Genomic DNA, 16,519 nt, shown 5'->3' on the forward strand with positions numbered 1-16,519 from the left:
GTCCGGATCGGCGCAACCGCGCCTGCAAGGAAGGACCGAGAATGAAGTTGCTAGCCACCCTCGCGCTCGGCGCGACGATCCTCTCCGCGCCGTCCGTCGGCGCTGCTTCCAGCGATCGAGCAGCTGACCACGACATCACCCGGCCAATGGCGGTTCAGCGCGCCGATCGCTTGTTCACGCTGCTCGACACTGATCACGAGGGTGTACTGACCCGCGACGAGGCCCGTGCTGCCGGCTCCCGGTTGATGGCCCAGCGCCTGGCGACTGGAGAAGATCGCGCCCCCGGAATCGGTGGCCATACGCTCAAATATTTCGAGCATGCGCTGGAGAGCGCCTCGTCGGTCAACCGGCGGCAATTCGAGCAGGTCATGCTCGCCCATTTCGACCAGATGGACACCGACCATGACGGGATACTGACCGCCGCCGAGCGGCAAGAGGGCCGGCACCGCGTGGAGAAGGACCACTAGACAGAGTTAATGTGCGGAAATGCGGGAATAAATCCAGCGTTCACGCGGGACCGGCCAGTGAGTCGGGCGACAGCGGCGGGAAGGGCTTTTTAGATGAAAAAATTGGCTATCGTGGGTGCAATCGGCGTGGCCGTGGCTTCGACCCAGGCAGGCGCACAGGCACCAGCGCAGGCGCCACCAACGCAGAGCGCCCTTCCGCAGGACATGACTCGCCAGCAGGCGCAACAATTCTCCGACTCGATGTTCCAGCGGCTCGACACTAATCATGACGGGACTCTCACTCGGCAGGAGGCCGAGGCAGTCGTCCAGCAAATGGGCGGGCGCGGTCACATGATCGAGCGTACCTTCGGAACCGCGCAATCGCTGACCTTGACCCAGTTCGAAGCGGCGGCGCTCGCTCGCTTCGATGCGGAAGACACCAATCATGACGGCGTTGTTAACGCTGCAGAGCGCGACGCGGCGCGGGCCGCGCGACAGGCTGCGCGTCAGTAAGCGCGACGCTGGGCGGCGACGAGCATCCTTAGTAGCATTGCGACTGGGCGCGGGACTCCGACCTTGCCTTCGAGCCACAGGCTGACCGCAGAGCGCGATACCCCGATCGCCTGGGCAAGGTCGTTCTGCGTGCGGTAGCCGAGGCTACGCATCGCCGAGCGAAGCTCGTCGGGCGACATGGAAGCGAGGCGTTCGTCCATCAAATGGCGTCGGCGCCGCGGTCGCCGGTGCGGATGCGGATCGCCTGCTCGACGTTCAGGACGAAGATCTTGCCGTCGCCGATGCGGCCGGTCCGGGCGGCGTTCTCGATCGCCTCAACGGCATTGTCGACGAGGCTGTCTTCGACCACCACCTCGACCTTCACCTTGGGCAGGAAGTCGATCACATACTCCGCGCCGCGATAGAGCTCGGTATGGCCTTTCTGGCGCCCGAAGCCTTTCACTTCGACGACCGTGATCCCGGAAACACCGACGTCGTGGAGCGCGTCTTTGACGTCGTCCAGCTTGAACGGCTTGATGATTGCTTCGATCTTCTTCACCCGGAAGCCCTCATGCGAATGCCCGAACCGCTAATGCCCAATCACCGCCGTATTTGCTAGGCAGTGGCGCGCCATGAAAGCGATCATTCTTTCCGCCGGCCAGGGATCACGGCTCGGCCACCTCGTCGACGACCGGCCGAAGTGCCTGATCGACTTCAACGGCCGGACCTTGCTCGACCGCCAGCTCGACACGCTCGAAGCCAACGGCATCCATGAAGCGGTGGTCGTGACCGGGTTTCACGACGACCGGATCGAGGAAGCGCTCGCGAAGCGCAGCGGCGGACCGAGCGTCCGCACCATCTTCAACCCGTTCTACAAGGTCGCCGACAATACCGGCTCGCTGTACATGGCGCGGGAAGAGCTGAGCGGCGATTGCCTGGTGTGGAACGGCGACACGTTGGTGTCGCGCGCACTGATGGCCAAGGTTGTCGGCAACGACCGTTCCGGCATCTGCGTGACCATCGACCGCAAGACCGACGGCTACGACGACGATGACATGAAGGTGGTCGAAGAGGGCGGGCGGCTCAAGGCGATCGGCAAGCGCATCAGCGAGGGCGTCAACGCCGAATCGATCGGCCTGCTGGCGTTCCGCGGCGGCGGCGCCGAGCAATTTCGCGAAGCGATCGAGGCCGCGATGCGGACGAGCGAGGGCACCACGATCTGGTACCTTCGGGTGATCAATCACATGGCGCAGAGCCAGGAGGTTTCGACCTTGGACATCCAAGGGGAGGAATGGGGCGAGGTCGACTTCCCGCCCGACGTCGATAACGCACGCGAGCTAACCGCGCGGTGGGACGCAGCAGCCAGGGTGGCGGCTTAGATGCAACGGACCAAGGTCGACCTTCGCTTCGCCAACGAGCAAGTGACGGGCCTGCTGCTTCGCCCGGATAACGCCAAGGCGCTCTACGTGTTCGCGCATGGCGCGGGCGTGGGCATGATGCACCCAAGCATGGTCGCTTATGCGGACGGGCTGGCGGCGCGGGACATTGCGACGCTGCGCTTCAATTTCCCGTTCATGGAAAAGAAGACCAAGCGCCCCGATCCGCCACGGATCGCCCAAGTCGCCGTGCGCGCGGCCGTGGGAGCTGCCGGCGAGATGGCCAAGGACCTGCCCCTGTTCGCGGGCGGCCGATCGTTCGGCGGGCGTATGACCGCGCAAGCGCAGTCGGTTGCGCCGCTACCCGGCGTTCGCGGGCTCGCCTTCCTCGGGTTCCCGCTGCATCCCCCCGGCAAGCCGGGCATTGAACGTGCCGAGCACCTAAAGAATGTCGAAATCCCGATGCTGTTCGTATCCGGGTCGCGCGACCCGTTGGCCGAGATCGAATTACTGAAGCCGATGGTCAAGGATCTGGGCAAGCGAGCCACGCTCCATGTCATCGACGATGCCGACCATGGCCTTCGCGTGCCTGCGAAGAGCGGGCGGACAGCCGAGCAGGCGCAAGCCGAAGCGCTCGATGCAGTCGCCGGCTGGATGAAGAAGCTCGCCTAGGGAAGGAAGCGGGAGGTTACGTCGCGTGCCAGTCTGGCAGGGCGCAGGCTTGCGGCATCTAGACAGCACCAGCAGCTCTGAATTTCGCTGAGCACATCCTCACCGCGGCGCACGACGGTACGGAAGAAGGCCCGGGCTCCCTGGACTTTCTCGGCGATGACTTCTGCCACGACATTGTCCTGGAGGAAGGTCGGCCGCAGGTAGGTGATCTCGTGCTTGAGGGCGACCCACAGGTGCGACGCGACCGCGTCAGGCGGTGCGACGCTGCGCCAATAATCCACCACCGCGTCCTGCACCCACTTCAGGTACACGGCATTGTTCACATGACCCATGTGGTCGATGTCGCAGGGCTCTATCGCAACAGGGTGACGGAACATGTCGACAGGCTCTCACCTGCTGACACATGTGTCAATAGGGTGGACGGTCCAGCCCCTTCGGACTCTTCGTAAAGATCTCACAGCCCGTCTCGGTAATGCCGATCGAATGTTCGAATTGGGCCGAGAGCGAGCGATCGCGGGTGACCGCGGTCCAGCCATCATCCAGCATCTTCACATCGGAACGGCCGATGTTGATCATGGGCTCTACAGTAAAGATCATGCCCGGCTTAAGCTCAGGGCCGGTGCCGGGCCGGCCGGCGTGAACGACCTCGGGACTGTCGTGGAACAGACGGCCGACGCCGTGGCCGCAGAAATCGCGAACCACGCTGTAGCGATGCGATTCGGCATGGCGCTGGATAGCGTTGGAGATGTCGCCGAGATGGTTGCCGGGCTTGGCCTGCTCAAGGCCCAGCATCAGGCATTCGTAGGTGACGTCGACCAGCTTCTTCGCCTTAATCGGCACATTGCCGACCAGGTACATGCGGCTGGTGTCGCCGTGCCAGCCGTCGACGATCGGGGTCACGTCGATGTTGACGATATCCCCGTCCTTGAGGGTCTTTTCCCCCGGGATGCCGTGGCAGACCACATGATTGACCGAGATGCAGCAGCTCTTGGTGTAGCCGCGGTAACCGAGCGTCGCGGGGACCGCGCCCGCATCGAGGGTCATGCGGTGAACGATGTCGTCCAACTCTTGTGTCGCGACGCCGGGAACGACGTACGGCACCAGCGCATCGAGGATCTCGGCCGCAAGCCGGCCGGCGCGGCCCATGCCTTCGAACGCTTCGGGTCCGTGAAGCTTGATCACGCCATTGCGAGCTTCGACGCGGTCGTCGGCGGCGACGGTAATGTATTGAGTCATGGCGCGTAGATAGGCATTCGGGCGCCCGAAGTCACCGGAGAGCCGCGTGGGAAATAGCGAAAAGACCTGGACCGCCGCGCTCGCCGTAATCGGCGACGAGATCCTGTCCGGCCGGACCCAGGACAAGAATGTCGCGCAAGTTGCGACCTGGCTGAACGATCATGGCATCCGTTTGGCGGAGGTGCGGATCGTTCCCGACGACATGGAGCGGATCGGCGAGACGGTGAACGAGCTACGGGCGGCGCACGATTATCTCTTCACGACTGGCGGCATCGGTCCGACCCACGATGACATTACGGTCGATGCCGTAGCGGCCGCGTTCGGCGTGCCGGTGATCGTCCATCCCGAAGCGCGGCGGATGCTCGAGGACCATTACCGCAACCGCGCCGACGGGCTGCAGCTGACCGAAACGCGGCTTCGCATGGCGCGGGTGCCGGAAGGGGCCGAGCTGCTTCCGAACCCTAGCTCGGGCGCACCGGGCGTCAAAATGGGCAACGTCTATATCCTCGCCGGCGTGCCCTATATCGCCGCCGCGATGCTCGGTGCGCTGACCGGCAAGCTCGAAGGCGGCAAGCCGGTGGTGTCGGTGACCGTCGGGGCGAGGGCGCCCGAAAGCGACGTCGCCGTACTTCTCAAGGAAACCGAGGATGCCCATCCGGGCGTCGCTATCGGCAGTTACCCGTTCTTCAAGGACGGCCGCCACGGCTCCAACTTCGTGATCCGATCCGAAGATGGCGACCTCGCGCGGGCGACGGGCGAAGACCTAGCAGAGCGCCTGCGGGAGGCGGGATTCGATCCGGTCGAAGGTGGGCTTTAAGTCCAGCGTCGTTGACGCATCTTAGGCGGCAACCTAACTCGTCGCACGGCGCCGCGGGTATGATGTAATGGTAGCCTGTCAGCTTCCCAAGCTGAACGCGCGGGTTCGATTCCCGCTACCCGCTCCAAAATCCCGCAGGCCTGACAAAAACTTCACGAAACTTCACGTCCGGCGACGCGTTGGGGTGGCTTGTGGCGTTGCATAATATAAGCAAGCTTACTATATCCGTTGCACATGGAAACGATTCTTCCCGAGATTGGCGAGACCGCGCATGCGCTGCGCAAGGCGTTCACGCGCCGCGCGGCCGCGCTCGGCGTCACCGGCGCGCAGTGGAAGGTGCTGTTCAAGCTAAGCCGTAAGCCGGGCATCCGGCAGGTCGAGCTCGCCGACATGTTGGATATCGAGCCGATCACGCTGACCCGAATCCTCGACCGGCTGCAGGAAGCCGGGCTGATCGAGCGCTCGGCAGATCCGGCCGACCGCCGCGCCTGGCGCCTGCATGTGACCGCGAAAGCGAAGCCGCTGGTCGAGAAGCTGCGGGCGATCGCCGACGAGATGACCGCCGAAGCGTTTGCCGGAATCGACACGAAAGACATTGAGACGACCCGCCGCGTCCTTGCGCTCGTGCGCGAGCGCGCCGGACAGTTCGCCGTGATGAGCAAGGTAGCGAACCAATGAACAAGATGGCCACCGAACCCATGACCGGCGCCGCGGCGACCGCGGAGACTCCCGTGGTCAAGCGCAAGCTTGGCGGCGTATCGATGCGCACCGTCCTGATGCTGATCGTGCCGGCGATCCTGATTGTCCTCGGCGGCTATTATTGGCTGACCAGCGGTGGCAGCGTGTCGACCGACGATGCGCAGATAAAGCAGGATATCGTGTCCGTGAGCCCGCAGGTCGCCGGCCCCGTGCAGCACGTCTATGTCCGCAACGGCAGCCAGGTGAAGCGCGGCGATTTGCTGTTCACCATCGATCCCGCCCCGTTCCGCGTCGCGCTCGAGCAAGCCGAGGCGCAGCTGTCAGCCGCGCGGTTGCAGACCTCGGTCCTTCGGACTCAAGCTTCGGGAACCGGAGCGGATATCGTCGGCGAGCAAGCCAGTGTGCAGATCAAGAAGAACGCACTCGCTCGCCAGCAAGCTCTCCTGAAGCAGGGTTTCACGACCCGCGCCGACTATGAGGATGCGCTCAACGAAGTGCGGACCGCCGAGCAGGATCTCGCAGACGCGCGGGCGCGGGCGGCCAACGCTCACGCCGCGATTGCGCCGGGCGAGCAGCCGTCGATCGCCCAGGCCCAGGCCGCGGTCGACAAGGCCAAGCTCGACCTGTCGCGGACCCAGATCCGCGCGCCGACCGACGGCGTGATCGAAAATGCTGACAATTTGCAGGTCGGCCAGATGGCCGTGACCGGCATCGGCGTGGTCTCGCTGGTCCACAGCAGCACCGCCTGGGTCGAGGCCAATTTCAAGGAGAAGGACGTCGGCCGCATGGTTCCGGGCGAGAAGGCCAAGGTCGAGGTCGATGCCTATCCCGGACAGAAGTTCGACGCGCACGTCCAGAGCATCGGCGCGGGCACGGGGAGCGAATTCTCGCTGCTGCCGGCGCAGAACGCCAACGGCAATTGGGTCAAGGTCACCCAGCGCGTGCCGGTCCGAATCGCGTTCGACGGGCATCCGGCAAAACCGATGATTGCCGGCCTGTCGGTCAACGCCACCGTTTATTTCAACGAGAAATAAGCGCCCGATGGCCGACGCGCCCGGTGTTGCAACCCATCCGCTGCCCAGCGGCGAGCGGCTGATCGTCACCATCGGGGTGATGATGGCCGTGCTCCTGCAGGTGCTCGATACGACCATCGCCAACGTCGCCTTGCCGCACATGCAGGCGAGCCTCAGCGCGACGCAGGACACGATCAACTGGGTGCTCACGAGTTACATCGTCGCATCCGCCATCGCCTTGCCGATCAGCGGCTGGCTCGCCGACAAGGTTGGCCGGAAGCGCCTGCTGCTGATCTCGGTCGTCGTGTTCACGGTTGCTTCGGTGCTGTGCGCGACCGCGGTTTCGCTGAGCGAGATGGTCGTGTTCCGCGCGCTCCAGGGCGTCGGCGGCGCGTTCATCGTCCCGCTCGCCCAGGCGACCCTGTTCGACATCAATCCGCGCGAGAAGCACGGGCAGGCCATGGCGCTGTTCGGCGGCGGCGTGATGATCGGCCCGATCCTAGGCCCGGTGCTGGGCGGCTGGCTGACCGACAATTACAATTGGCGCTGGGTGTTCCTGGTAAACCTCCCGGTGGGGATCCTGTGCATATTGATCATGTTGCGCTTCATGCCCAAGACCGAGACGCACGAGCGCAAGTTCGACATGTTCGGCTTCGCCTTGCTCGCGATCGCGCTCGGCGCGCTTCAGTTCTGCCTCGACCGCGGCGAGCAGAACGATTGGTTCGCAAGTTGGGAGACGATCGTCGAAGCGGGCCTCGCGGTCGGCGCGGCGTGGATGTTCGTCGTCCACATGATGACCTCCAAGCATCCGCTGTTCGAACGGTCGATGTTCGCCGACCGCAATTTCGCGACGGGGTTGGTGTTTATGGCGGTGACCGGCGTGCTGCTCCTCGCCGGCCTCGCGCTGCTGCCGCCGCTGCTCCAGACGATGTACGGCTATTCGGTGCTTCAGTCGGGCTTCCTGACCGCCCCGCGCGGCGTCGGGACGCTGTTTTCGATGCTGCTCGCCGGCCGGCTGACCGGCAAGATCGATGCGCGCCTGCTGGTCGGCCTCGGCGTCGTGCTGATGGGCGTGTCGCTGTACATGATGACCGGCTTCGCGATCGAACAGCCGTCGCGCCCGGTGATCATGAGCGGCCTCGTCCAGGGACTCGGGCTCGGCCTGATCTTCGTTCCGCTGCAAAGCCTGGCGTTCGAGACGCTGGCGCCGCGCATGCGGACGACTGCGGCCGCGCTGCTCAACCTGTCGCGCAACATCGGCGGTTCGGTCGGCATCTCGGTGGTCAGCACGCAGCTGGTCCGGATGACCCAAGTCGCGCACGCCGACATGGCGACGCAGATCACGCAGCAGACCATCCCGACCGCGCAACCCGAAGTGCTGCAGGCCATCGCGCCGGTCGCGGGCCCGGCGGCGCTCGCCTACATCAACGGCATCATCACCAAGCAGGCGCTGTTCATCGCCTATCTCGACGATTTCAAGCTGATGATGATCGTCACCTTCGCCGTGCTGCCGCTGCTGCTGTTCATGAAGCGCGGCAACCAGGGCGGCGGGCCGCAGCACGTGGCGATGGATTGAGCGCCACCGTCGCAATCAGGGTCGCGCCGCGTTCGGCCAGGCCCGGCATAGGCGGGTGGCGCGAGGTGCCGATGGGCGCAAGGAGCTGGAAATAAGGGTCGCCCAAGCACCTGCGGACGGGGCGGCGAACGAAGCGGTCGTGAAGGTCCTCGCGAAGGCGCTTGGGATCAGCCGTGGCCAAGTAACGATCATTTCCGGGGCAACCAGTCGTAACAAGCGCGTCGCGATCCCATTTGGGGCTGAGGAGCTTGCCAGGCGGCTGGCTGACAAAAAGGGAGAATAAGATGTTCGGAATCGCAAAACGAAAGCTCGGAAAGAGCGGCCCGGAAGTCTCGGCCATCGGCCTTGGCTGCATGGGCATGAGCGATTTCTACGTCGGCGGCAGCGAGCAGGAATCCATCGCCACCATCCATCACGCGATCGAGCGTGGCGTGAACTTCCTCGACACCGCCGACATGTACGGCGTCGGCAAAAATGAGGAACTGGTCGGCCGGGCGATCCGCGACCGCCGCGACCAGGTCTTCTTGGCGACCAAGTTCGCCAACGTGCGCGGGCCGAACGGCGAGTTCCTCGGCGTTCGCGGCGATCCCGAATATGTGCGCTCGGCTTGCGAAGCGAGCCTCAAGCGGCTCGGGGTCGAGGTGATCGATCTTTATTACCAGCATCGCGTCGATCCCAAGGTGCCGATCGAGGACACGGTCGGCGAGATGGCCAGGCTGAAGGACGAGGGCAAGGTCCGTTTTCTTGGCCTGTCGGAAGCCGCTCCGCACACGATCCGCGCTGCGCACGCAACCTCGTCGATCAGCGCTGTGCAGACCGAGCTCTCCCTATGGAGCCGCGACGCCGAGGACGAAGTGCTTCCGACTGTGCGCGAGCTCGGCATCGCCTATGTCGCTTATTCGCCCCTAGGGCGCGGATTCCTCACCGGACAATTCAAGTCGCCGGACGATTTCCCGGAGGGCGATGCCCGCAAGAACCATCCGCGCTTCCAGGGCGAGAATTTCCAGAAGAACCTCGACCTCGTCCGCGAAGTCGAGAAACTTGCCCAGGAGAAGGGCTGCACGACCGCACAGCTCGCGCTCGCCTGGGTGCTGGCGAAGGGCGACGACGTCATTCCAATCCCCGGCACGAAGCACGTCAAATATCTCGACGAGAATATCGGCGCGCTGGATGTTCAGCTCAGCGATGCGGACTTGGAGCGATTGGACGCGATCCTTCCGCCGGGCGCTGCTTCAGGCGATCGCTACCACGCGCAGGGCATGGCAGCGGTCAACCTCTAGGCGCGCTCAGCTTCGGCCTTGAATAGGTCGAGGAGCATGCCCCAGCCGCCGTCCATGCCTTCGAGCGTCTGAACCGCATCGGCTCCCATGCGCTCGAGGTCGCGATGCTCGAAGTGGACGATGGTGGCACCGTCCTGCTCCTCGAACCTGATCTCGACCGTGGTTTCGAAGTTGGGGTCGTAAGCGAAGTCGCGCGTGAGCTGCCAGGCAAGTACGAGGCGGTGCGGGGGCTCGTAGGCGATGACCCGGCCCCAGTCATATTCCGAACTGTCCGCGCCTTTCTCGTACCAGCGGCCACCCGCCCGCGGCTCGACCACGACGTCGACCTGCGTGGTGTCGCGAGCGATGCTATGCTCCTTGTGCCACCATTCGCCCATGCGCGTCGCGAACACCGCGAAGGCGCGGTCGATGCGCGCGTTCACGGTCACCGTCTTGCGGATCGCGGCCGGGGCAATGCGCTGCTGGGCAAGGTCGTTCATTGATCCTCCTGTTCGGCAAGCCGTTTGAAATTGTCGAGGCTGCGTTCCCATTGCTGGTCGAGCCAGCGGCGCATTGGGCCAAGCCCGTTGGGGTCGATCCGGTAGACGCGCGATGCGCCGCGCGCCTCGTCGATCACCAGCCCGGCGTCCTTCAGAACCTTGAGGTGCTGCGATACCGCAGGGCGACTCACCGGAAGACCTGCGGCGAGCGCGCCGACGCTCTGCGGCCGTTCGGCAATCTGCTCGAAAACGGAGCGGCGAGTGGGGTCCGCGAGAGCGGCGAAAGCTCGGTTGTCCATGGCCCTGAGGTAAGCAAATACTTACGGTAAGTCAATACTTACATTCATTCGTCGAACGACATTGGCGAAACGGGAATTGCCGTGCGAAGCCGCTGCCGATCCAGGGGAGAGGCAGATGTTCGATATTTCACGCCGCGAGATTCTATTTGGCACCGTCGCCACCGGCGCGATTGCTTCCGCAACGCCGAGCGCTCTATTCGCGCAAGCCGCGGCTGCGGCTGACTCGGCTGGCGCGGCCTGGGACCTGCGCGACATCTTCCCGACCGACGTTGCATGGGAAACGGAGCGCCAGTCGATCATGGCGGCGATCCCGTCACTCAAGCAATATCAGGGCAAGCTCGGCGACAGCGCGGCGACGCTCAAGGCCGCGTTGCAGGCCGGATCGGACCTCAACCGGCGCGCATCGCGGCTTTACAGCTATGCGTCGCTCAAGGCCGATGAAGACCGCCGCGTCGCGCCGAACCAGGAACGCAAGCAGAAGGCGCAGGACGTGTTCACGGCGCTGGGCGAAGCGACCGCATGGGCGAATCCGGAAATCGTCGCGCTGGGCGCTGCGCGCGTGAACGCGTTGATCGCCGCCGACCCGGGCCTCAACAAGTTCGCGTTCGGGCTTCGCGATACCCTGCGCCAGGCACCCCACACTCTGTCGCCGGATGAAGAGCAGTTGCTGGCGTCTGCCGGCACGCCGCTCGCCGGGCCCCAGGACATTCGCGACCAGCTCGCCTCTTCGGACATTCCGCGGCCGACCGTGACGATGAGCGACGGCAAAACGGTTCGCCTGGATGACCAAGGCTATAACCAGACGCGCACCTCGCCGGTGCGCTCAGACCGGAAGATGGTCTTCGACAAATATTGGGCGAGCTACAAAGCGTTCGAGAACTCGCTTGGCGCATCGCTGGCCGCTCAGGCGAAGGGCGCTTTATTCACCGCCAAGGCGCGGCATTACGACAGCGCGCTCGAGGCGGCGCTCAATGGCGCGAACCTGCCCGAAGCGGTCTATCGCTCGCTGATCGCCGAAACCAATCGCGGGCTTCCGGTGCTGCACCGCTACTTCGCCCTGCGCGCCCGGATGCTCGGCATTTCCGACATGGGCTATTGGGACATCTATCCGCCGCTGGTGAAGTCCGAGCGGACCTACAGCTTGGCGGACATGCGGAAGTTGACGTCCGAGGCGATTGCTCCGCTGGGTCCCGACTATGTGAAGCTCTTCCTTGCTTCGAGCGCGAAGCCGTGGGTCGATCCCTTTCCGCGGCCGGGCAAGGCGTCAGGCGCTTACATGGACCCGGGCGCGTTCGACGTTCACCCGTACCTGCTACTGAACCTCACCGACAAATATGGCGGCGTTTCGGAATATGCCCACGAATGGGGGCATGCGATGCACTCTATGCTCGCCAATGCCGCGCAGCCCTATGAGCTCTCCAACTATCCGACCTTCACCGCGGAAGTCGCGTCGACCTGCCACGAGCTGCTGCTCGCGAACATGATGGTCGAGCGCGCCAAGACCAAGGAAGACAAGCTTTTCTATCTCGGCACGATCATGGAAAATTATCGCGGGACCTTCTTCCGCCAGTCGATGTTCGCCGAGTTCCAGCTCGCCATCAACGACCTCGCCACCAAGGGCGAGGGACTGTCGGGCGAGAAGATGGCCGCGATCTACCTCGACCTTTTGCACCGCTACCACGGGCCGAACGTGCGGATCGAGAATGACTATGGCGCGGAGTGGTCCGCGATCCCGCACTTCTATTTCGGCTTCTACGTCTGGCAGTATGCGACCTCGATCACAGCGGCGAACTTCTTTGCGCAGAAGGTGATGCATGGGACGGCGGCCGACCGCGACCGCTATCTCAGCGTACTGCGCGCCGGCGGGTCGGACTATGGCTATAACCTGCTCAAGAAGGGCGGGCTCGATATGGCCACCGCGGAGCCGTACCAGCTGATCGTCAGCAGCTTCTCGAAGGTGTTGGATCAGGCGGAAGCGCTGCTCTAGCGCTCGTCGATCAGGCTCATGCACGTGACTCCGGCTTCGGCCTTCTGAAGCTCGGAGACATCGACCTCGACGACGGTGAAGCCGCGATTTCGCAGCGCGTCCGCGCTGCGCGGGTTGCCCGCGGGAAGGATCAGCCGGTCGCCGGCGAGCACGCAGTTGGCCGCCGCAGGTTCGTCGACGGCGACGGGCTCGATGCCGGCGAATTGCGACGGGTCGATCGATCGCGCGTCGTAGAGCAGGACGCCATCGCCAGCGTAGGTTGCGCCGGTCTTGAGATGAAGGCACGCGCCCGCGCTGGCCGTCACCACCTCATAGCCGAGGGGATGGACCAGGTCGGCGAGCGCGGCGATCCCCGCCGCATCGGTGCGGGTCGAGGTTCCGACGTGCAGCCGCTTGCCGATCCGCAGGACGTCGCCTCCGTCGAGGTGACCCGACTGTAACCGGTGTATCTCGAAATAGCCGTCCAGCCCTTGGGCCGTGGAGTCCACTTCGTCCGCGCGCGGAGCCACCCCCGGGCGCGTAATCACTGCATGCTGGCCTAGGATCAGCGCCGTATCCTCGACGAACACCGCGTCCGGATCGTCGGGAAGCTCGGGCAGGCGGATGATCTCGAACCCCGCACCGCGGAGCGCTTCCTCGTAGGCGGAGTGCTGCGCCGCGGCCTTGGCGGCGTCGATCGGCACGCGCTCGAGGTGGGTCAGCTGGCACTCCGCGAGACGCGGGCTCACGGCGCGGGTGAAAGCGCGTGGCATCAGTGCGACTTGGGCAGCTTGGCCACCATCTTGATTTCGGTGATGCCGGTGTCCGGAATCAGGCGTGCCACCTGGATCGCGGTCCAGGCGGGCGGCGCGCCGGTAATGTACCTCTTCTTCACCGCGACGATCGCCGGCATCTGCGTCGTCAGGTCGGTGTGGAAACTGGTGATGTCGACGACGTCGTCCCAGCTAACGCCCGCGCGCTGAAGGATCGCGCCGATCCGCTTGAACGCCCGATCATAGCCAAGGGTGAGGTCGGTCTCGCCCGGGCGCGGGCCTGCGACGACGCCGGACAGGTAGATTGTGTCGCCGGTCACGACGGCATCGGCATAGCCCCAATCCTCTTGGAACTTCCTCTCTTCAGGGTTTTGCGAAAGCAGCACTGTCGCTTCCTGCCGCGCCCCCGCGTGAGCCGCAGCGGGGAGGGCAAGTAAACTCATTAGGCAGGCGGACAGGCTAGTCATGCAATTGCTCCTGTTGAGGATCGGCTGCGGCGTTATTTGCGCCTCAGCACCCAGTCCATGCCGTTGCCGACCAGTCGCAGGAAATAGGGATCGGAATAGCTTTCCTTGGTGTGGCCCATCGCCGTGTAGAAGACGCGGCCGCCCTCGACTTCGCGAGCCCACGCCATCGGATTGGGATTGATGTCCGTCTCGCCGATCGACGCGGGATCGAGCGTCACCAGAAGCCGCGATGTCGGGTCGTAATCGTCGAAATAATACCATTCGTCGGTACGACGCTTGGCCTTTGGCAGTCCCGCGACGAGCGCGTTCGGCGGCGAGGCCAGGGCGACGATTCCGGAGGGCGTCCCCGCAGGGTGGCGGGCGAAATGGCCGCCGATCATCTTGCCGTACCAGGGCCAATGGTAGTGCGAATCCGCCGCCGCATGGATGGCGAGGATCCCGCCACCGCGATGGACGAACTGCTGAAGCGCGGCGCGGCGATCGCCAACGAGCCATTCGGACGCGGCATTCTTCGGGTCGGTCGTACAGCTCAGGAGCACGACGGCGCGGTAGCGCTTTAGATTCGCGGTGGAGAAGACCGCCGGGTCTTCGCTGGCGATGACGGTAAGGCCGCGCTGTTTGGCCAGCGCGCTCACCGCCTCGATACCGGCGGGAATCGAATCATGGCGATAGCCGGTGGTGCCGGAGAAGATGAGGATGGCGCCCTTGGGCGCGGCGGCGGCGGGGATCGCGAACGCGAGCGCGACGAGCAGGAGGATCAGGCGGGGCATATCGCGCAGACTAGAATCGAAAAGGGCGGCTGGGAAAGCCCCAACCGCCCCTCGCGTAACGCAACAGCGAAGCGGGTTAGCGCTTCGAGAACTGGAAGCTACGGCGAGCCTTCGCGCGGCCGTACTTCTTACGTTCGACAGTACGCGGGTCGCGCGTCAGGAAGCCTTCGCGCTTCACGGTCGTGCGGAGCGCCGGCTCATAACGGGTCAGCGCCGTCGAAATGCCGTGACGGACAGCGCCCGCCTGGCCCGACAAACCGCCGCCCTTGACGGTCGCTTCGACGTCGTACTGGCCCTTGCGGTCGGTAACGTCGAACACCTGATTGATGATCAGGCGCAGGGTCGGACGAGCGAAATAAACTTCCTGCTCGCGCCCGTTGATCACGATCTTGCCGGAGCCCGGCTTCAACCAGACGCGCGCGACGGCGTCCTTGCGGCGCCCGGTTGCATAAGCGCGGCCCTGCTTGTCGAGCTGCTGCTCGCGAAGCACCGCCTGGATCTGCGGACCCTGGGTCGAAACGCCATGATCGTTGACCACGTCGTCCTTGCCGCGGCGGCCGTCGCGGCCACGCGAACCGGACGAGCGCTCGGGGCGACCCTGGGCCTCAGCGGCCGGAGTTTCGGCCTCAGCCGTCGGCGCAGCCGCTTCGGCCGGAGCCTCGACAGCAGGAGACTCGGAAACTTGGGCCTCGGGCTTCGGGTTGGTCAGTTCGCCAAGATCGGAGAGAGACTTTTTGTCGGCCATTATGCGCCCACCTTGTTCTTGCGGTTCATCGACGCGACGTCGAGCGGTTCAGGGTTCTGGCCGGCGTGCGGATGCTCCGTGCCATTATAGAGGTGAAGGGCGCGCATCTGGTCGCGGCCCAGCGGACCGCGCGGAATCATGCGCTCGACCGCCTTTTCAAGCACGCGCTCCGGGAACTTGCCCTCGAGCACCTTGTCGGCGGTGACTTCCTTCAAGCCGCCGGCATAACCGGTGTGCTTGTAATAGGTCTTCTGCGCGAGCTTGCGGCCGGTGAAGCGTACCTTGTCCGCGTTGATTACGACGACATGGTCGCCGCAGTCGACGTGCGGGGTGAAGCTCGGCTTGTGCTTGCCGCGGAGGATATTGGCGATAATCGTCGCGACGCGCCCGACAATCAGACCGTCGGCATCGATCAGATGCCACTTCTTATCGACCTCGGCCGGCTTTGCCGACTTGGTCGTCTTCATCAGCGCCTTCATGGCGATTGACCTCTTTCGAATGAGAAAAGCGGCGCCAAAGGGCACCGCCGTCGAGCGGCCTAATCGCGATGAAGGGGCGAAAAGTCAAGCAAATCCGGCACTTTCTCGACGGGTAAAATAATACCCGTAGAGGTCATGCCTTGTTGCGAAGCGGTGTATCGTAACGGCTTTGCAACGAAAGGAACGACGACCGCTCCTCTTTGGTTTCTCAGCCGAACCAAAAATAGGGAGCGTGTCATGTATATCGGACTTGGCGGACTGTTGATCCTGATCCTGGTGCTGTGGCTGCTGGGTGTGATCTAACGGCTTCATGAACTTTCCTCGGAGCGCAGAGCGCAGCAATCTGGCGTTCAGCCTGGCGGAATAATTTCCGCCACGTCGCTGATTCAGATTGTCGGAGGGTTTCATGAGGACAATTGCCGCACTCGCGCTTGGCGGCATCGCGGCCATGGCCGTTGCCGGAACCGGCATCGCCGCAGGCTCCAAAACGCATGTGATGAACGTCGCACTGCCCGATGGGTCGGTTGCGCGCGTCGAGTATGTCGGTGATGTCGCGCCCAAGGTGACGGTCGAGCCGCGTCAGCTCGCAGGGACCGAGCGGACATGGACCCCGACGGCAATGCCGTCCTTCGCCGGCTTCGACCAGATGATGGCGCGGATGAACCAGCAAATCCAGCAGATGGCGCGTCAGCCAATGGCTTCGCCGGGGATGAATGTCGCCGCTTATGGCAACATGCCGTCCGGGGCGAACAGCACCAGCGTCGTTTCCTACAGCAACGGCAGGTCGGTCTGCACGCGCACGACCGAAGTCGTCTCGCAGGGCGCCGGCAAGCCGCCCAAGGTGACCTTGAACGTCAGTGGCAATTGCGGGGACGCTCCGCAGGCGCCGCAGGCTGCGCAGCCCTCACTCGACCGCACCTGATCGGCTCAGCGG

The 16,519-nt window shown here is 64.3% G+C and carries 23 protein-coding genes and 1 tRNA gene; 13 read left to right on the forward strand and 11 right to left on the reverse strand.

The genetic code is table 11. The features are described 5' to 3' along the window. Nucleotides 1–41 precede the first annotated feature (41 nt). Entirely contained in the window at nt 42–467 is a 426-nt protein-coding gene (locus tag AC4K8G_RS00605) for an EF-hand domain-containing protein (protein ID WP_491732254.1), read from the forward strand. Between the two features lie 93 nt (nt 468–560). Continuing rightward, a complete protein-coding gene (locus tag AC4K8G_RS00610; protein ID WP_491732255.1) occupies nt 561–959 on the forward strand; it encodes an EF-hand domain-containing protein in 399 nt (132 codons plus the stop codon). Here the strand turns inward: AC4K8G_RS00610 and AC4K8G_RS00615 are convergent. Then, the gene (locus AC4K8G_RS00615; protein WP_491732256.1) at nt 953–1,159 is read right to left on the reverse strand and encodes a helix-turn-helix domain-containing protein; all 207 of its coding nucleotides are present in this window, start codon (nt 1,157–1,159) and stop codon (nt 953–955) included. The two genes, AC4K8G_RS00610 and AC4K8G_RS00615, sit on opposite strands and share 7 nt — an antisense overlap. Further along, a complete protein-coding gene (locus tag AC4K8G_RS00620) occupies nt 1,159–1,497 on the reverse strand; it encodes a P-II family nitrogen regulator (RefSeq protein WP_491732257.1) in 339 nt (112 codons plus the stop codon). The genes AC4K8G_RS00615 and AC4K8G_RS00620 overlap by 1 nt, the downstream gene beginning before the upstream one ends. Before the next feature lie 73 nt (nt 1,498–1,570). Here AC4K8G_RS00620 and AC4K8G_RS00625 point away from each other — a divergent pair, with 73 nt between their 5' ends. Both AC4K8G_RS00625 and AC4K8G_RS00630 read left to right on the forward strand, forming a co-directional pair. Then, the gene (locus AC4K8G_RS00625) at nt 1,571–2,317 is read left to right on the forward strand and encodes a phosphocholine cytidylyltransferase family protein (protein WP_491732258.1); all 747 of its coding nucleotides are present in this window, start codon (nt 1,571–1,573) and stop codon (nt 2,315–2,317) included. Further along, on the forward strand, nt 2,318–2,986 hold the full coding sequence (locus AC4K8G_RS00630; RefSeq protein ID WP_491732259.1) for an alpha/beta hydrolase family protein: 669 nt from the start codon (nt 2,318–2,320) through the stop codon (nt 2,984–2,986). It abuts the gene before it with no gap. On the opposite strand, the gene AC4K8G_RS00635 is transcribed toward AC4K8G_RS00630, so the two are convergent. Next, on the reverse strand, nt 2,983–3,363 hold the full coding sequence (locus AC4K8G_RS00635) for an acyl-CoA thioesterase (RefSeq protein ID WP_491732260.1): 381 nt from the start codon (nt 3,361–3,363) through the stop codon (nt 2,983–2,985). The genes AC4K8G_RS00630 and AC4K8G_RS00635 overlap by 4 nt on opposite strands. Before the next feature lie 31 nt (nt 3,364–3,394). Beyond that, complete coding sequence (map, locus tag AC4K8G_RS00640) at nt 3,395–4,222, reverse strand: type I methionyl aminopeptidase (RefSeq protein WP_491732261.1); 828 nt, start codon at nt 4,220–4,222, stop codon at nt 3,395–3,397. A gap of 46 nt (nt 4,223–4,268) precedes the next feature. On the opposite strand from map, the gene AC4K8G_RS00645 reads away from it, so the two are divergent. From AC4K8G_RS00645 to AC4K8G_RS00675, 7 genes are all read left to right on the forward strand, one after another. Beyond that, nucleotides 4,269–5,039, forward strand: a complete 771-nt coding sequence (locus tag AC4K8G_RS00645; protein ID WP_491732262.1) for a competence/damage-inducible protein A — start codon at nt 4,269–4,271, stop codon at nt 5,037–5,039. 53 nt (nt 5,040–5,092) lie between these two features. Beyond that, nucleotides 5,093–5,166: transfer RNA gene (locus tag AC4K8G_RS00650), tRNA-Gly, on the forward strand. Nucleotides 5,167–5,273: 107 nt separating this feature from the next. Continuing rightward, nucleotides 5,274–5,717: a MarR family winged helix-turn-helix transcriptional regulator gene (locus AC4K8G_RS00655; RefSeq protein ID WP_491732263.1), complete on the forward strand. Its 444-nt coding sequence runs from the start codon at nt 5,274–5,276 to the stop codon at nt 5,715–5,717. Continuing rightward, complete coding sequence (locus AC4K8G_RS00660; RefSeq protein WP_491732264.1) at nt 5,714–6,772, forward strand: HlyD family secretion protein; 1,059 nt, start codon at nt 5,714–5,716, stop codon at nt 6,770–6,772. Before AC4K8G_RS00655 ends, AC4K8G_RS00660 begins: the two co-directional genes overlap by 4 nt. A gap of 7 nt (nt 6,773–6,779) precedes the next feature. After that, nucleotides 6,780–8,327, forward strand: a complete 1,548-nt coding sequence (locus tag AC4K8G_RS00665; protein ID WP_491732265.1) for a DHA2 family efflux MFS transporter permease subunit — start codon at nt 6,780–6,782, stop codon at nt 8,325–8,327. Beyond that, on the forward strand, nt 8,323–8,610 hold the full coding sequence (locus AC4K8G_RS00670) for a DUF167 domain-containing protein (protein ID WP_491734376.1): 288 nt from the start codon (nt 8,323–8,325) through the stop codon (nt 8,608–8,610). The genes AC4K8G_RS00665 and AC4K8G_RS00670 overlap by 5 nt, the downstream gene beginning before the upstream one ends. 10 nt (nt 8,611–8,620) lie before the next feature. After that, the gene (locus AC4K8G_RS00675) at nt 8,621–9,607 is read left to right on the forward strand and encodes an aldo/keto reductase (protein WP_491734377.1); all 987 of its coding nucleotides are present in this window, start codon (nt 8,621–8,623) and stop codon (nt 9,605–9,607) included. Here the strand turns inward: AC4K8G_RS00675 and AC4K8G_RS00680 are convergent. Together AC4K8G_RS00680 and AC4K8G_RS00685 are read right to left on the reverse strand one after the other, a co-directional pair. Beyond that, a complete protein-coding gene (locus AC4K8G_RS00680) occupies nt 9,604–10,086 on the reverse strand; it encodes an SRPBCC family protein (protein ID WP_491732266.1) in 483 nt (160 codons plus the stop codon). The two genes, AC4K8G_RS00675 and AC4K8G_RS00680, sit on opposite strands and share 4 nt — an antisense overlap. Continuing rightward, the gene (locus AC4K8G_RS00685) at nt 10,083–10,385 is read right to left on the reverse strand and encodes an ArsR/SmtB family transcription factor (RefSeq protein ID WP_491732267.1); all 303 of its coding nucleotides are present in this window, start codon (nt 10,383–10,385) and stop codon (nt 10,083–10,085) included. Before AC4K8G_RS00685 ends, AC4K8G_RS00680 begins: the two co-directional genes overlap by 4 nt. Nucleotides 10,386–10,500: 115 nt before the next feature. Between AC4K8G_RS00685 and AC4K8G_RS00690 the strand changes: the two genes are divergently transcribed. Next, nucleotides 10,501–12,372: a M3 family oligoendopeptidase gene (locus tag AC4K8G_RS00690; RefSeq protein WP_491732268.1), complete on the forward strand. Its 1,872-nt coding sequence runs from the start codon at nt 10,501–10,503 to the stop codon at nt 12,370–12,372. Here AC4K8G_RS00690 and AC4K8G_RS00695 read toward each other — a convergent pair. From AC4K8G_RS00695 to rplM, 5 genes are all read right to left on the reverse strand, one after another. Beyond that, nucleotides 12,369–13,100: a dimethylarginine dimethylaminohydrolase family protein gene (locus tag AC4K8G_RS00695; protein WP_491732269.1), complete on the reverse strand. Its 732-nt coding sequence runs from the start codon at nt 13,098–13,100 to the stop codon at nt 12,369–12,371. The genes AC4K8G_RS00690 and AC4K8G_RS00695 overlap by 4 nt on opposite strands. Before the next feature lie 23 nt (nt 13,101–13,123). Beyond that, complete coding sequence (locus AC4K8G_RS00700; RefSeq protein ID WP_491732270.1) at nt 13,124–13,567, reverse strand: Rid family hydrolase; 444 nt, start codon at nt 13,565–13,567, stop codon at nt 13,124–13,126. Between the two features lie 56 nt (nt 13,568–13,623). Then, on the reverse strand, nt 13,624–14,361 hold the full coding sequence (locus AC4K8G_RS00705; RefSeq protein WP_491732271.1) for a ThuA domain-containing protein: 738 nt from the start codon (nt 14,359–14,361) through the stop codon (nt 13,624–13,626). A 76-nt stretch (nt 14,362–14,437) separates the two neighbouring features. Further along, complete coding sequence (gene rpsI, locus AC4K8G_RS00710; protein WP_491732272.1) at nt 14,438–15,106, reverse strand: 30S ribosomal protein S9; 669 nt, start codon at nt 15,104–15,106, stop codon at nt 14,438–14,440. Next, nucleotides 15,106–15,585 (reverse strand): 50S ribosomal protein L13, encoded by a 480-nt coding sequence (gene rplM, locus AC4K8G_RS00715; protein WP_491732273.1) that lies wholly within the window; start codon nt 15,583–15,585, stop codon nt 15,106–15,108. Before rplM ends, rpsI begins: the two co-directional genes overlap by 1 nt. Before the next feature lie 406 nt (nt 15,586–15,991). Between rplM and AC4K8G_RS00720 the strand changes: the two genes are divergently transcribed. Continuing rightward, the gene (locus AC4K8G_RS00720; protein WP_491732274.1) at nt 15,992–16,507 is read left to right on the forward strand and encodes a hypothetical protein; all 516 of its coding nucleotides are present in this window, start codon (nt 15,992–15,994) and stop codon (nt 16,505–16,507) included. The last annotated feature ends 12 nt before the right edge of the window (nt 16,508–16,519 follow it).

It is taken from the genome of Sphingomonas sp. SP3 (genome assembly GCF_058514305.1).

Coding starts and splice junctions, on each gene's coding strand:
- AC4K8G_RS00605 (WP_491732254.1), top strand. CDS start 42: ATGAAGTTGCTAGCCACCCTCGCGCTCGGCGCGACGATCCTCTCCGCG.
- AC4K8G_RS00610 (WP_491732255.1), top strand. CDS start 561: ATGAAAAAATTGGCTATCGTGGGTGCAATCGGCGTGGCCGTGGCTTCG.
- AC4K8G_RS00615 (WP_491732256.1), bottom strand. CDS start 1,159: ATGGACGAACGCCTCGCTTCCATGTCGCCCGACGAGCTTCGCTCGGCG.
- AC4K8G_RS00625 (WP_491732258.1), top strand. CDS start 1,571: ATGAAAGCGATCATTCTTTCCGCCGGCCAGGGATCACGGCTCGGCCAC.
- AC4K8G_RS00630 (WP_491732259.1), top strand. CDS start 2,318: ATGCAACGGACCAAGGTCGACCTTCGCTTCGCCAACGAGCAAGTGACG.
- AC4K8G_RS00635 (WP_491732260.1), bottom strand. CDS start 3,363: ATGTTCCGTCACCCTGTTGCGATAGAGCCCTGCGACATCGACCACATG.
- map (WP_491732261.1), bottom strand. CDS start 4,222: ATGACTCAATACATTACCGTCGCCGCCGACGACCGCGTCGAAGCTCGC.
- AC4K8G_RS00655 (WP_491732263.1), top strand. CDS start 5,274: ATGGAAACGATTCTTCCCGAGATTGGCGAGACCGCGCATGCGCTGCGC.
- AC4K8G_RS00660 (WP_491732264.1), top strand. CDS start 5,714: ATGAACAAGATGGCCACCGAACCCATGACCGGCGCCGCGGCGACCGCG.
- AC4K8G_RS00665 (WP_491732265.1), top strand. CDS start 6,780: ATGGCCGACGCGCCCGGTGTTGCAACCCATCCGCTGCCCAGCGGCGAG.
- AC4K8G_RS00680 (WP_491732266.1), bottom strand. CDS start 10,086: ATGAACGACCTTGCCCAGCAGCGCATTGCCCCGGCCGCGATCCGCAAG.
- AC4K8G_RS00685 (WP_491732267.1), bottom strand. CDS start 10,385: ATGGACAACCGAGCTTTCGCCGCTCTCGCGGACCCCACTCGCCGCTCC.
- AC4K8G_RS00690 (WP_491732268.1), top strand. CDS start 10,501: ATGTTCGATATTTCACGCCGCGAGATTCTATTTGGCACCGTCGCCACC.
- AC4K8G_RS00700 (WP_491732270.1), bottom strand. CDS start 13,567: ATGAGTTTACTTGCCCTCCCCGCTGCGGCTCACGCGGGGGCGCGGCAG.
- AC4K8G_RS00705 (WP_491732271.1), bottom strand. CDS start 14,361: ATGCCCCGCCTGATCCTCCTGCTCGTCGCGCTCGCGTTCGCGATCCCC.
- rpsI (WP_491732272.1), bottom strand. CDS start 15,106: ATGGCCGACAAAAAGTCTCTCTCCGATCTTGGCGAACTGACCAACCCG.
- rplM (WP_491732273.1), bottom strand. CDS start 15,585: ATGAAGGCGCTGATGAAGACGACCAAGTCGGCAAAGCCGGCCGAGGTC.
- AC4K8G_RS00720 (WP_491732274.1), top strand. CDS start 15,992: ATGAGGACAATTGCCGCACTCGCGCTTGGCGGCATCGCGGCCATGGCC.